The following is a 12,896-nucleotide window of genomic DNA, read 5'->3' as shown; positions in this document are numbered from 1 at the left end:
GAGCGAGACTCCTCGGCCACCTCCCCGCGACCGAGGGGACGAGCGTAGGCAGACGGGGCGATCCCTGTCCCGGGATCGACACCAGTCGGCGCCGGTCGGCCGTCGGCGCCCACCCCTAGGCTGCCCGTCATGACCTCTCGGGACGCGGTCGACCTCTGGGACGACGAGGCCGACACCTTCGACGACGCCGCCGACCACGGGCTGCGCGACCCCGCCGTGCGGGGGGCCTGGCGCACGATGCTGGCCGGGCTCCTGCCTCCGGCACCCTGCCGGGTCGCCGACCTCGGCTGCGGCACCGGGACACTGGCGCTGCTGCTCGCCGAGGAGGGGTACGCCGTCGACGGCGTGGACTTCTCGCCGGAGATGGTGCGGCGGGCGATCGCCAAGACCGAGGGTGAGCCCACGGTCAGCATCACCGAGGGCGACGCCTACGACCCGCCGCTGGGCGCCGCCACGTACGACGTCGTGCTGAGCCGCCACGTGCTCTGGGCGCTGCCCGACCCGGTCGAGGCGCTGCGCCGCTGGTCCTCCCTGCTGCGACCGGAGGGCCGGCTGGTCCTGGTCGAGGGCAGCTGGGTCACCGGCGCCGGCCTGACCGCCGAGCAGGTGGCCGACGCGGCGCGCACCGTCGGGCGCGAGCCCCGCGTGCTGGTCCTCGACGACCCCGCCCTGTGGGGCGGGCCGATCACCGACGAGCGCTACGCCGTCGTGTGCTGACCCCCGGCGCGCGGGGTGGACCTCAGACGCCGACGAGCAGCTCGCGGGCCTGGGTGACCGGCTGGGTGCCGTTGAAGAGCTCGAAGCGCCAACCGTGGCGCCGCGAGTGGCTCAGGGTGCCGGAGAGCTGGAAGGGCACCCGCTCGACGATCCCCTCGGGGTAGGTCAGCACGGCCTCGGTCCGCGCCACGAACCACAGCACGTCGCTGCGGTGGCGGGCCCAGACCTCGCCGACCTCCCAGCCCATCACGAACGGCTCCTCGAAGACCTCGGCGAGGAACGAGGCCAGCTCCTCGTGGCCGTGGGCGTGCTCCCCCAGGTCGTCGCCGTAGGCGGCTCCGTCGGGGGTGAAGCAGGCGACGGCGGCGTCGACGTCGCGGTGGGCGAAGGCGCGTCCCAGCCGGGCGAGCGTCTCGACGACGGCCCGGTGGAGCTCCTCGGTGGCCTGCTGCTTCTTCACGTCCCACTCAACGACGCGCGGGGCGTCGGGGTACGCCGCCGACGCATGGGATCTAGCGCACTCGGCTGGCCCGGACCGCGGGCGGCGACCGCTCAGGCGGGTGCGCCTCCCAGCACCTTGCCGTAGCAGCGGGACAGCGGGGAGTCGCGGTAGTGCCCGAAGCCGGGCACGGGCTCGTAGCCGCTGGAGGTGTACAGCGCGATCGCCTCGGGCTGGGCCGCGCCGGTCTCCAGCACCAGGGCACGGACGCCGGAGTCGGCTGCGGTCCGCTCCAGGTGCGCCAGCACGAGGCGGGCCAGCCCACGGCGCTGGGCCGTGGGCACCACGAACATCCGCTTGACCTCCGCCAGCGGCGCACCCGCCGGCAGCCCGGGCACCACGGCGGAGGTGGTGCGGCGCCAGGCACCGGTCGCCACCGGCGTACCGCCGAGGCGGCCGAGGAAGAAGCTGCCGTGGGGCGGCTGGAACATCAGCGGGTCCAGCGGGGTCTCGTCGGGCCCGCCGTAGCGCTCGACGTAGAAGGCCTGCACCTGCTCGACGAGCAGGGCGACGTCGGGGTCGCCGTAGCCGACCTGGGAGATGCTCCAGCCCTCAGGCCAGCGAGGCTCCACATCCGTCACAGAATCGCGCGTCCTCGTCGTTGCGCACGCCGCAGGAGCGGCAGAACGGTCCGGTGGCCGCGGCCCGGCGGGCCCCGTCAGTGCCGTGGGTGGCGCCGTCGACGGTGCGACCGACGCCCATGATGCCCTCCCCGTCGGAGAGGTAGGCGGCCGACTGCTTCAGCGTCGGCATCGTCTCGCCCGCGACGTAGCGCGACTGGGCGCCGATCGTGCCGACGTTGAGCGCCATGAGCCCGATGCCGATGACGGGGAGGCCACCGATGAAGGCGAGGATCGCCGTTCCCGGCGGACCGTCGTAGCCCTCGTAGGTGAAGACGGAGTAGATGCCCCACGCGAAGACCGGCACACCGACGACGAGCAGCAGGACGCCGATCACGCGCAGGGTGGTGCGCGTGCCCCCGGTGGGCGGCAGCTGGTTGCTCGAGGAGCCGTGCGGAGTGGTCATGGACCCTGCCTACCCCCACGGACACCCGCCAAACAGCGGCGACACGCCTGGGATGATGGACCGGTGACGTCGGACCTGCGCATCCCCGCCGAGCTGCTCCCCCGCGACGGCCGCTTCGGCTCCGGCCCCTCCAAGGTGCGCGTCGAGCACCTCGACGCCCTCGCCGCGACGGGTACGACGCTGATGGGGACCTCCCACCGGCAGGCACCGGTCCGGTCGCTGGTCGGCCGGGTCAAGGAGCGGCTCGCGACGCTGTTCTCGCTGCCCGAGGGCTACGAGGTGGTCCTGGGGGTCGGCGGCTCGACGGCGTTCTGGGACGTCGCGACGTACGGGCTGGTGGAGCACCGCTCCCAGCACCTGGTCTACGGCGAGTTCACGGGCAAGTTCGCCACTGCGGCCGCGGCGGCCCCGTGGCTGTCCGAGCCGTCCCTGGTGCGCGCCGAGCCGGGCACGCTGGCGTCGCCGGAGCCGACCGCCGGCGTGGACGCCTACGCCTGGGCCCACAACGAGACCTCCACGGGCGTGATGGCCCCGGTGCTGCGGCCCGGCGGCATCGACGACGACGCGCTGGTCCTGGTCGACGCCACGTCGGGCGCGGGCGGGCTGCCGGTGGACCTGGCCGAGGTCGACGTCTACTACTTCGCGCCGCAGAAGGGCTTCTCCTCCGACGGCGGGCTCTGGGTGGCACTGATGTCGCCCCGCGCGCTGGAGCGCGCCCGCCGGATCGCGGCCACCGGCCGGCACGTCCCGGCGTTCTTCGACCTGCCCACGGCGATCGACAACTCCCGCAAGGACCAGACCTACAACACGCCGTCGGTGGCGACGCTGTTCCTGATGGACGCCCAGCTGGAGTGGATGCTCTCGCTCGGCGGTCTCGACGCGACCGTCGCCCGCACCCGCGCGTCGGCCGCACACCTCTACGGCTGGGCCGAGCGCTCCCCGTGGGTGACGCCCTTCGTCGCCGATCCCGCCCACCGCAGCCACGTGGTCGGCACCGTCGACCTGCACCCGCCGCTGGACTTCGAGGACGTGCTGCGCGTCCTGCGCGCCCACGGCGTCCTCGACACCGACCCCTACCGCAAGCTCGGTCGCAACCAGCTGCGTGTGGCGATGTTCCCCGCGATCGACCCCGACGACGTGCTGGCCCTGACCCGCTGCCTGGACTGGGTGCTCGAGCGGCTCAGCTGAGCAGCTTCAGCGTCGCCCTCTCCAGCGCCGCCTGCCGCTGGTCGGGGGTGTCGTAGGTCCGCCGGGTCGTGCGCTCGATGGTGCGGCCCTCCTCGTAGGCCTCGATCACCCGCGGGTCGACGTAGGAGGAGCGCGCCAGGGTCGGGGTGTTGCCCAGGAAGCCCGACACCTCCTTCATCGCCCCCGCGACCGCCCGCTTGCGGGAGGCGGCGCTCTCCCCGTGCTCGGGGGTCTCGGCCAGGGCGGCCGCGGCCAGCACGGTCGCGTGCCAGGTGCGGAAGTCCTTGGCGGTCGCCTCCACACCGGTCGTCTCGCGGACGTAGTCGTTGACCAGCTCCGGCAGCACCGATCGCCACGAGCGCGACAGCTTGTAGGACAGCAGCCGCGGGTCCTCGCCCCGGCGGCGGCGCATGATCTCCACGGCCTCGATCACCACGAGGTCGTCGATCTCGACACGGTGCTCGACCCCGGACTTCCCGATGAAGGCGAAGACCAGCCGGTCCTGGCGCCGCCGCACGTGTCGCCGCTCGAGCGTGGTCAGCCCGAAGGAGCCGTTCTCGTCGGCGTACACGTCGTTGCCGATGCGGAAGTAGCCGAGGTCCAGCAGCCGCACGGCCGCCGCGCACGCACGCTCCAGTGGCATCCCCTCGCGTCCGAGGTCGCCGACCACGCGCTCGCGGGCCTTGACCAGCGCCTTGCCGAAGAGCAGCACCCGCTCGAACTTCTCCTGGTCTCGCTTCTCGCGCCAGGCCGGGTGGTAGAGGTACTGCCGCCGCCCCGCGTCGTCGGTCCCCACCGCCTGCAGGTGCCCGTTCTCGTACGGCGTCACCCACACGTCGCGCCAGGCAGGCGGGATCACCAGCGACCGGACCCGGTCGGCGTCCTCGTCCGGCAGCCGCTCGCCGCCGGCGTCGAGGTAGACGAACCCGCGCCCGGCCCGGCGCCGGGTCCACCCGGGCTGGTCGGGAGAGGTCCTGCGCAGCCGCACCATGGCCTGAACCGTAGGTCGGCCTCAGCGCCGACGGACCACCCAGCCGACCACACCCAGGAGGGCGATGAGCCCCACGAAGACAGCCATCACGACCCCCAGGGAGGCGAGGCCGCCCGCCGTCGCGGCGTCCTCGGCCGCGGTCTCATCGGTCGCGTCCGCCTCCCCCTCCGGCGTGGCCGAGGGCTCGGCCGGCTCCGGGGTCGGCTCCACCGCCTGCCGCACGTCCCTCGGCAGCCGCACCTCCAGCACGTCGGTGAACTGCCCCTCGGTGGAGACCAGCACCCGACCGTCGGGAGTCACCGCGATCCCCTCGCCCTGGTCCTGGTCGGGCAGGGACAGGTCGCCGACGGCGCGCATCGAGGGCCAGGCGTAGACGACGGCCCGGGCGTAGCCGCGCACCACCAGGTGCTTCCCGTCGGGCCAGAAGGCGCCGTCGGTGGCGATCGGGATCGCGTCGGCGACGGGTCGCAGCCGGTTCGGGCGGTCCGGGTCCAGGCGCCGGGGCGCGGCGTAGAGGACGCCGCCGAAGATCTGCTTGGACACGACGTAGAGCCGACCGGTGCGCGGGTGGGCCAGCAGCGTCTCCGCGTCGCGCGGCCCGTCGGCGTACACCAGCTCGTAGGTGGGGAACGTGCCGCTGCGTTCCCCTCGCCCGACCGGCACCCGGGTGACCGAGACCGAGCCGCGGGCGGCGCCGTTGTCGCCGATGTCCCCGACCCAGACCTCCCCCGGGCCGGCGGGGGCCAGCGCCTCCATGTCCACCGGCGACTCCGCGAAGCGGGTCACCCCCACGGTGTCGCCGGCACCCGCGCCGTCCAGGGCGACGGTGAAGACCCGGCCGGTGTCACCGGAGTCGTTGATCGTCGAGAGCAGGCCGTCGCGCACCACGAGCCCGGAGGACTCCACGACCTCGGGGTCGGTGAAGGTCAGCACGACCTCGCCGCGGTCGGCGGTCAGCGCCGCGGTCACGCCCCCGGCCAGGAAGGGCAGGGCGACCAGCGCGGCGAGCAGCCGGCTCACGACGGGTCCGTGGCGCCCGGCTCCGCCCCCTTGCCCGCGCCGGCGAGCAGCTGGGCCAGCCGTGGCGTCAGCTGCCAGGTGGCGACCAGCTCGTCGTACTCCTTGACCAGCGACCCCCCGCGCACGGCAGAGCCGGTGCGCACGGCGCGCAGCATCGTGTTGCGCGGGGTGTGCTCGGAGCCGACGAACTCCACCACGTCCACGCGGTAGCCCTGCTGGCGCATCAGGGAGGCGCGCAGCGCGTCGGTGAGGGTGTCGGCGAAGCGCTCGCGCAGGATGCCGTGCCGGGTGAGGGCGGAGTACGGCGACGGGGTGGGCGACCTGCGCAGCTGGGCCGCCACGTCGTGGTGGCAGCAGGGGGCCGCGAGCACGACCGGCGCCTGCCAGCCCACCGCACGGGCGAGCGCGTCGTCGGTGGCCGTGTCGCAGGCGTGCAGGGCCAGCACCACGTCCGGGGCCGGGTCGACCACGACGTCGCCGATGGTGCCCACCGCGAAGGACATCTGCCCGTCGATGCCCAGCGAGGCCGCGACCTCGCCGTTGTGGTCGGCCGACTGCTGCTTCACGTCGGCGCCGACGAGGTGCACCGGCAGGCCGCGGACGTGGGTCAGGAAGCGGTGGGCGGCGAAGGTGAGGTAGGCGTTGCCGCAGCCGAGGTCGACCACGCGCAGCGGCTGCTCGGGCGTGGGGCGGCGCAGCGCACCGCGCGATCGTGCGTCGGAGAGTGCGGCGTCGAGCTGGCGCAGGAACTCCTCGACCTGGCGGAGCTTGGCCTGGCGGCTGGGCTTGACCCGTCCCTGCGCGTCGGTGAGCCCGAGCGCCCGGAACACCGGGTCGGACTCCTCCAGCAGCCGCTCCTTGTCACGGTCGTGGCCGCGCTCGGCCTGCACGGCCTCCTTGCGCGCCGCGGAGTGCAGCAGCCCCTCGCCCTTCTTGGTCACCCGCAGCTGGTGGGTGTGGGTGGTGGTCTCGACGTGCCAGTTGCCGAAGGGCTCGTCGAAGAGCAGCGCGTCCAGGGCCTCGGCCGCCGGGCCCGCGGCCGGTTCGTCGCCGAACGGGTGGTTGCTGGTGTGCGCCTGCGTCGCGTCGTACGCCGTCAGCTGCAGGTGCCGGCCGGCCTTCAGGTCCACGGGGCGCAGCTCGACGCGGCGCCAGCGCGGCTCGCCCTCGCGGCGGCGGCCCGAGGCCACGGCCCGCACCAACGTGTCCGGGGCCAGCAGCTCGGCCCGCAGACGGGCGAGGGTGCGCAGCAGCGGCTCGGCCATCGGCTCAGACCAGGGCGGCGACGACGACGATCAGCAGCAGCACGCCCAGCGCCACGGGGATGACCAGGCGGCGGTGCTTGGGGTTCACCCGGACAGCCTAGAAGCGAGCAGCTCGGCGAGGTGCATCGCCGGGACGTCGGCGAGGTCGTCGAGCTGGACCTTGCACGACATCCCGTCGGCCAGCACCACCGCGTCCGGGTGCGCGCGGACCGTCGGGAGCAGGTGGGTCTCGGCGACGGCGACCGACACCTCGTAGTGCCCCTTCTCCATGCCGAAGTTGCCGGCGAGCCCGCAGCAGCCGGGCACCCGGGTGACCGTGGCCCCGAGGCGCTCCAGCAGCCGCTGGTCGGCGTCCCAGCCCATCACGGCGTGCTGGTGGCAGTGCGGCTGCGCGACGACCTCGACGCCGGTGAGGTCGGGAAGCGGCAGCCCGCCCGGGCGCTCGGCGTCCAGGCGCGCGACCAGCTCGGCGAAGGTCAGCACTCCCCCGGCGACCTCCACGGCGCGCGGGTCGTCGCTGAGCTCGACCAGGTCGCTGCGCAGCGTGGCGGTGCACGAGGGCTCCACGCCCAGCACCGGCACCCCGGAGGCGACGTAGGGCGCGAGCGTCGCGGCCGTCCGCGCCGCGATCCGCTTGGCCTCGGTGAGCTGGCCGGTGGTGATCCAGGTCAGGCCGCAGCAGGCGTCCTCCGCGATCACCCGCACGCTCAGGCCCGCGGACTCCAGCACCCGGATCGCGGCGTGGCCCGAGCCGGGCAGGAAGTGGTCGGTGAAGGAGTCGGCCCACACCCACACGTCGGGCGTCTCGGGCAGCCGGGCCGTGGTCGCGGAGCGGCGCAGGGTGCGGCGCTGGAAGCCCGGCAGCGAGCGGCGCTGGTCAACCCCGGCGGTGGCCCGGGCGAGCCTCGCGAAGGCCGGCACCTTCAGCGAGGCGTTGACCACCGGGGCCACCGGCGCGGCCAGGGCTGCCCACGTGGGCAGCCGGCCGAGCAGCCGGTGGGAGCGCGGGCGGCGCTCGGTCGAGCCCTCTCCGTCGTACCGCTGGTGGAGGGCCTCGGACTTGTAGGTGGCCATGTCGACGCCGGTGGGGCAGTCGGACGCGCAGCCCTTGCAGGCCAGGCACAGGTCCAGGGCGCCGGCCACGGCCGGGTCGCCCAGCCCGCCGACGAGCGTGCCGTCGAGGGCCTCCTGCAGCACCCGCGAGCGGCCGCGGGTGGAGTCCTTCTCGTCTCGCGTCGCCTGCCACGACGGGCACATGACGCCCGAGCCCTGGCCGGTGACCTGCGGGGCGACGCACTTGCCGACGCCGGTGCAGCGGTGGACGGCGTCACCCAGGGACCCGCCGTCGTGAAGCAGCCGCAGGGCGGTGCGGGGCTCGCGCCGGGGGCGGGCCGGCCGCAGGTGGGCGTCGATCGGGTCGGGGTCGACGAGCACCCCGGGGTTGAGGACGTTCTGGGGGTCGCAGACGGCCTTGACCGCCCCGAAGAGCCGCAGCGACTCCGCGTCGTACATCACCGACAGCAGCTCCGAGCGGGCCCGGCCGTCGCCGTGCTCGCCGGAGAGCGACCCGCCGTGCTCGCGCAGCTTCTCGGCGCAGGCCAGCAGGAACTCGCGGAACCGGCGGCGGCCCGCGTCGGGGTCGCTCTGCCGGTCGGTGAAGTCGAAGTCGATGCGGACGTGCACGCAGCCGTCGCCGAAGTGGCCGTAGGGCACGCCCTGCAGGTCGTGGGCGCCCAGCAGCTCGTCGAAGTCGCGCAGCCACGCCGCCAGGCGCTCGGGCGGCACCGCCGCGTCCTCCCACCCCGAGTACGCCGGTCGCCCGAGGCTGCGCGCGGCCAGCCCGGCCCCGTCCTCGCGGATCCGCCACAGCGCCGCGGCCTCCCGAGCGTCCGTGACGACCCGGTGCTCCAGCGCGGAGCCCGCCGCGACGAGTGCCTGCTCCAGCCCGGCGTCGGTGTACTCCACGAAGAGCCAGCCGCCACCGCGCGGCAGGTCGGGCACGGAGCCGCCTCCGGCCCGCACGAGGTCGACGATGCGGGCGTCGAGACCCTCGCAGGCCACCAGCGGGCCGACCGCGAGCAGCGCCGGGACGGCCTCGGCCGCGTCGACCATGGTCGGGTAGCCGAGGACCAGCAGGTGACGGGTGACGCGGTCGTCGACGAGGCGCACGGTGGCGCCCAGCAGCACGCCCAGGGTGCCCTCGGAGCCGGCCAGGAACTTCTCGACGGAGCGGCCGTTCTCGGGCAGCAGGTGCTCGAGGGAGTAGCCGCTGACCTGGCGGGTGAAGCGGCCGAAGTGGGTGCGCACGTGGGCCAGGTCGGCGTCGACGACACCACCCAGCGCGTCGACGACGGGCGAGGGCCCGCCGCTCCAGACCTCGCCGGTGCCGAAGGCGACGTCGAGCCCGAGCACGTTGTCGGCCGTGCGGCCGTAGCCCAGCGCCCGCGACCCGCAGGCGTTGTTGCCGATCATCCCGCCGATGGTGCAGCGCGGGTGCGTGGACGGGTCCGGGCCGAACCGCAGCCCGTGCGGGGCCGCGGCCCGCTGCAGGTCGGCGTGCACGGTGCCGGGCTCGACCACGGCGGTGCGGGCCTCGGGGTCGATCGCCAGCACCCGGTGGAGGTGCTTGGTCGTGTCCACGACGATGCCGGGGCCCACGGCGTTGCCGGCGATCGAGGTGCCGGCCCCGCGCATCGTGAGGGGGGTGCCGGTCTCCCGGGCCACCGCGAGGGTGGCGAGCAGCTCGTCGCGGTCACGCGGACGCACGACGACCTGCGGCGGGACCCGGTAGAGCGAGGCGTCGGTGGAGTACAGCGCCCGGGCCAGGGTCGAGTCGTCGACGTCGACCACGCCCGCGGCCCGCAGGGCGGAGGTCAGGTCACCGGTCGAGGCGGGGCTCGAGGTGGGGGTCGAGGTGGGGGTCTCGGTCACGACGCGGTCCCGGGTCGGTAGCGACGGGTGGAGATCCAGACGAGCACGGCCAGCAGCACGACGACGTAGGCCACGACCGCGATCCCCGCGGCCGGCCCGAGGGACGGCGCCGGGTCGTCGGCCGCGCGGACGGTGAGCACCTGCACGACCACCAGCAGCGCCATCGTGAGCGCACCGATCCCGAGCAGGTCGGTCTCCAGCCGGGCACGCAGCCGGGCCTCCCGGGCAGGGGTCATGGTCCACCAGTCCAAGTGCGGCACGTTGACCATTGTCAGGGGCGCCCGTCGCATCCAGCGGGCCAGTCCCACCATGAGCACCGCCATCGCCGCGCCGACCACGGCGAACGTGACCAACGCCTCCTCGCGGCCGACGACCCGGTCCGCCTCGCCCCCCGCCGCGAAGTGGATCGGCACCCGCTCGGGGAGGGTCACGGCCGCGACGAGCAGCACCCCGACGTACGCCGCGCAGGCCAGCGCCATCGCGACGCGCACCAGCTCGCGCAGCCGCTGGTCCCGGCCACCGCTCGGCTCCTCCACCCGCTCGCTCACCAGTGGTGCATGGAGCCGCGGAACACCGTCGCGAGGTCCTCGGCCCGCACCTCGCGGGGAGCCGTGGCCAGCAGCCGCTGCTGCTTCATCGCCCCCTCGACGAGGTCGTCGACGTCGGAGTCGAGGTAGCCGACCTCGGCGAGCCCGCTGGGGATGCCGATGTCGCGCATCAGCCTGGTCAGGACCCCCGGGAGCACGTCGGGGCCGTCGCCGGTGACGTCCGGCTCGAGCAGTCGCGCGGCGTCGAGGTGTCGCTGGGGGGAGGCCTCGAAGGTGAAGCGGAACGCCTCCGGCGCGGTGAGGGTGACCGCCATGCCGTGCGGCACGATCGGCTCGCCGTCGGGGTAGCCCTCGGGGCGGTAGTCGCGCACCCGGCCGGCGATCGGGTAGGCGTTGGCGTGCGGCACGTGGACGCCGGCGTTGCCGAAGCCGAGACCGGCGAAGGTGGCGGCCAGCGCCATCTGCTCGCGGGCCTCGACGTCGCCGCCGTCGGCCACGGCGCGGCGGAACGACCCGGCCAGCAGCGACATCGAGCGCTGGGCCCACAGGTCCGCGATCGGGTTGGCGCCGCAGTAGGGCACCCGCTGCTCGGGCGTCTTGGCGTCGAAGTCGGCGAACCAGCGGGCCGTCCAGCTCTCCAGGGCGTGGCAGAGGATGTCCATCCCCGCGGCGGCGGTCACCATCGGCGGCTGGCCCATCGTCAGCTGCGGGTCGACCACCGCCATGGTCGGGCGCAGTGCCGGGTGGCTGATGCCGGTCTTGACCTGCAGCGACAGCACGTCGAGCACGCAGATCGTGGTCGACTCCGACCCGGTGCCGGTGGTCGTGGGCACGGCCACGAGCGGCAGCAGCGGGTGGGTGGGCGCCTGCGCGCGACCGACGGGCGCGTTGAGGTAGTCCATCAGCTCGCCGGGGTTGGTGGTCAGCAGGTTGACCGCCTTGGCGGTGTCGATCGAGGAGCCGCCGCCCACGGCGAGCACCGCGTCGAAGGGCCCCGCGTCGCGCGCGAAGGCGATGGCGTGCTGCATCGAGGCGTCCGTGGGCTCGACGTGCACCCCGTCGTACGTCGTGACCTCCAGGCCCCGGGAGCGGACCTGCTCGGCGATCCGCGCAGGGGCCCCCGTGGCCGCGACCCCGGGGTCGGTCACCAGCAGGACCCGGCGGGCCCCGAGGGCGGCCAGGTCGTGGCCGAGCTCGGCGGAGGCGCCGGAGCCGAACTTCAGCGCAGGGGCGGCGTAGGTGAAGACGGTCTCACTCATGTGCCCACCGTAGGACCTCGCCGAGCCGTACCATCCCTCAAGCACCGACCCGGAGCGCTCGGGGCCGGGAGTGCGCGGAGGGGGGCCGAGCATGGCGCAGCTGCGACGCAGCGGCGGTGGAGTCGTGCTGCTCCTGCTCCTGGGGCTGCTCGGGTCGATCGCACTGGGATGGTTCCTGTCCCGCCCCCAGGACCCCGAGTCCCCCGCCGCACGACCGGTCGTCCGCGACGGGGCGCTGGTCGACGCACGCAGCGGGGACCCCTGGGTCCCGCAGGGGATCAACTGGTCCGGCTTCGAGTCCGCCTGCGCCCAGGGCTGGGGCTACTCGGGCCTCGATCCGCTCGGCGAGGACGCCGAGGCCGACCAGGCGGCGGTGATCGCCTCCTGGGGTGTCGACACCGTCCGCCTCCCGCTCAACCAGGACTGCTGGTTGGGCACGCGCAGCGCGCCCGTGAGCGACGACTTCGTCGAGCGCACCCCGCTGGGCTACCGCGGCGCCGTGGACCGCTTCGTCCGTGCTCTCAACGCCGAGGGCCTCGTGGTCGTGCTGGACCTCCACAGTCGCAAGCGGATCGGCAGCGCCGGCTTCGGCAGCACGGCCATGCCCGACTCGGAGTCCCTGGCCTTCTGGCGCTCGGTCGCCGCGCAGTACTCCGCGAGCCCCTCGGTGCTCTTCGACGCCTTCAGTGCGCCGCACTCACGCGACGACGTGCGCGGCGCCCCGGTCTTCGAGCTGGGCTGGCGCTGCTGGAGCCAGGGCGGCTGCGAGGTGCCGGTCGAGGACGACCGGACCCAGACCAAGCCTGGCCGGGCGACCTACGAGGCGCTGGGGATGGCCGACCTCGTGGCGGCCATCCGCCGGGCGGGCGCCGAGCAGCCCATCCTGCTCAGCGGCCTCGACGGCGCCAACGACCTGCGCGCCTGGGCCGACTCGGTGCCTGACGACGACCAGCTGGTGGCGGCCTTCCACGCCTACGACACCGCCGCCTGCGGTCCGGCCTGCTGGGAGCGGGTCCTGGCGCCCCTGGCCGACCGGGTGCCGGTCCTCACCACCGAGCTCGGCGCCGAGGACCCCACCGACGGCTGGGTCGCCGACTACCTGCGCTTCGCCCAGGAGCACGACATCGGCTCGCTGCTGTGGGTCTGGGCCGAGCTGCCCGCCGACCCGATGGCCCTGGTCAGCGACCTCGACGGCACCCCCACGCCCTGGGGCGAGCTGGCCCGCGAGTGGTGGTCGCAGGGCCTGCCGGAGGCCGGATAGCGGACGTCCGCCCCTGCGGAGGGCCGACCAGCGGCACGCCGGCGACCGGCGGGTTGTTACCCGTCGGGGCCGCACGCCCGATCCTGTTACCGAACCTTGTAGGTGCTGTTCCCCCGCGGGGGAGGGCCCACTCCTATGGTCGAATCACCGCTGGCGCAGAGGGCTGCCGGCATCGCAGGAGGGTCGGGCGC

Annotated in this window: 12 protein-coding genes; 3 read left to right on the top strand and 9 right to left on the bottom strand. The window is 74.6% G+C overall.

The annotated features are described in order from the left end of the window. Positions 1-129 precede the first annotated feature (129 nt). The gene (locus tag BKA05_RS01735; RefSeq protein ID WP_179529883.1) at positions 130-717 is read left to right on the top strand and encodes a class I SAM-dependent methyltransferase; all 588 of its coding nucleotides are present in this window, start codon (positions 130-132) and stop codon (positions 715-717) included. A 22-nt stretch (positions 718-739) separates the two neighbouring features. On the opposite strand, the gene BKA05_RS01730 is transcribed toward BKA05_RS01735, so the two are convergent. The 3 genes from BKA05_RS01730 to BKA05_RS19430 form a co-directional block, all read right to left on the bottom strand. Continuing rightward, positions 740-1,177 carry a nuclear transport factor 2 family protein gene (locus tag BKA05_RS01730; RefSeq protein WP_179529882.1) on the bottom strand — a complete coding sequence of 146 codons (438 nt, stop codon included), beginning with the start codon at positions 1,175-1,177 and terminating at the stop codon, positions 740-742. Between the two features lie 92 nt (positions 1,178-1,269). Continuing rightward, entirely contained in the window at positions 1,270-1,788 is a 519-nt protein-coding gene (locus BKA05_RS01725) for a GNAT family N-acetyltransferase (protein WP_343045472.1), read from the bottom strand. Continuing rightward, on the bottom strand, positions 1,769-2,242 hold the full coding sequence (locus tag BKA05_RS19430) for a zinc ribbon domain-containing protein (protein WP_246289738.1): 474 nt from the start codon (positions 2,240-2,242) through the stop codon (positions 1,769-1,771). The genes BKA05_RS01725 and BKA05_RS19430 overlap by 20 nt, the downstream gene beginning before the upstream one ends. A gap of 63 nt (positions 2,243-2,305) precedes the next feature. Here BKA05_RS19430 and serC point away from each other — a divergent pair, with 63 nt between their 5' ends. Next, positions 2,306-3,430, top strand: coding sequence for a phosphoserine transaminase (serC, locus tag BKA05_RS01720; protein WP_343045471.1), 1,125 nt, complete (start codon positions 2,306-2,308; stop codon positions 3,428-3,430). Here the strand turns inward: serC and BKA05_RS01715 are convergent. The 6 genes from BKA05_RS01715 to BKA05_RS01690 form a co-directional block, all read right to left on the bottom strand. Next, positions 3,423-4,421: a DNA topoisomerase IB gene (locus BKA05_RS01715; RefSeq protein WP_179529880.1), complete on the bottom strand. Its 999-nt coding sequence runs from the start codon at positions 4,419-4,421 to the stop codon at positions 3,423-3,425. The two genes, serC and BKA05_RS01715, sit on opposite strands and share 8 nt — an antisense overlap. 21 nt (positions 4,422-4,442) lie before the next feature. After that, positions 4,443-5,441 carry a hypothetical protein gene (locus tag BKA05_RS01710; RefSeq protein ID WP_179529879.1) on the bottom strand — a complete coding sequence of 333 codons (999 nt, stop codon included), beginning with the start codon at positions 5,439-5,441 and terminating at the stop codon, positions 4,443-4,445. After that, positions 5,438-6,706: a class I SAM-dependent methyltransferase gene (locus tag BKA05_RS01705; RefSeq protein WP_179529878.1), complete on the bottom strand. Its 1,269-nt coding sequence runs from the start codon at positions 6,704-6,706 to the stop codon at positions 5,438-5,440. The genes BKA05_RS01710 and BKA05_RS01705 overlap by 4 nt, the downstream gene beginning before the upstream one ends. A gap of 84 nt (positions 6,707-6,790) precedes the next feature. After that, the gene (locus tag BKA05_RS01700; RefSeq protein WP_179529877.1) at positions 6,791-9,637 is read right to left on the bottom strand and encodes an FAD-linked oxidase C-terminal domain-containing protein; all 2,847 of its coding nucleotides are present in this window, start codon (positions 9,635-9,637) and stop codon (positions 6,791-6,793) included. After that, on the bottom strand, positions 9,634-10,185 hold the full coding sequence (locus BKA05_RS01695; RefSeq protein ID WP_179529876.1) for a DUF1648 domain-containing protein: 552 nt from the start codon (positions 10,183-10,185) through the stop codon (positions 9,634-9,636). Before BKA05_RS01695 ends, BKA05_RS01700 begins: the two co-directional genes overlap by 4 nt. Then, the gene (locus tag BKA05_RS01690) at positions 10,182-11,444 is read right to left on the bottom strand and encodes a hydroxyacid-oxoacid transhydrogenase (RefSeq protein ID WP_179529875.1); all 1,263 of its coding nucleotides are present in this window, start codon (positions 11,442-11,444) and stop codon (positions 10,182-10,184) included. Before BKA05_RS01690 ends, BKA05_RS01695 begins: the two co-directional genes overlap by 4 nt. Before the next feature lie 91 nt (positions 11,445-11,535). Between BKA05_RS01690 and BKA05_RS01685 the strand changes: the two genes are divergently transcribed. After that, the gene (locus tag BKA05_RS01685; RefSeq protein ID WP_179529874.1) at positions 11,536-12,705 is read left to right on the top strand and encodes a glycoside hydrolase family 5 protein; all 1,170 of its coding nucleotides are present in this window, start codon (positions 11,536-11,538) and stop codon (positions 12,703-12,705) included. Positions 12,706-12,896: the final 191 nt, after the last annotated feature.

Source organism: Nocardioides marinus, assembly GCF_013408145.1.
Taxonomy (GTDB): Bacteria; Actinomycetota; Actinomycetes; order Propionibacteriales; family Nocardioidaceae; genus Nocardioides; species Nocardioides marinus.
The sequence above is the reverse complement of the archived record's forward strand: the minus strand, read 5'-3'. Positions and strand labels throughout refer to the sequence as shown.

Bases quoted from the DNA above. Each gene is read 5' to 3' on its own strand.
- BKA05_RS01735 (WP_179529883.1), top strand. From the start codon at position 130: ATGACCTCTCGGGACGCGGTCGACCTCTGGGACGACGAGGCCGACACC.
- BKA05_RS19430 (WP_246289738.1), bottom strand. From the start codon at position 2,242: ATGACCACTCCGCACGGCTCCTCGAGCAACCAGCTGCCGCCCACCGGG.
- BKA05_RS01715 (WP_179529880.1), bottom strand. From the start codon at position 4,421: ATGGTGCGGCTGCGCAGGACCTCTCCCGACCAGCCCGGGTGGACCCGG.
- BKA05_RS01705 (WP_179529878.1), bottom strand. From the start codon at position 6,706: ATGGCCGAGCCGCTGCTGCGCACCCTCGCCCGTCTGCGGGCCGAGCTG.
- BKA05_RS01690 (WP_179529875.1), bottom strand. From the start codon at position 11,444: ATGAGTGAGACCGTCTTCACCTACGCCGCCCCTGCGCTGAAGTTCGGC.
- BKA05_RS01685 (WP_179529874.1), top strand. From the start codon at position 11,536: ATGGCGCAGCTGCGACGCAGCGGCGGTGGAGTCGTGCTGCTCCTGCTC.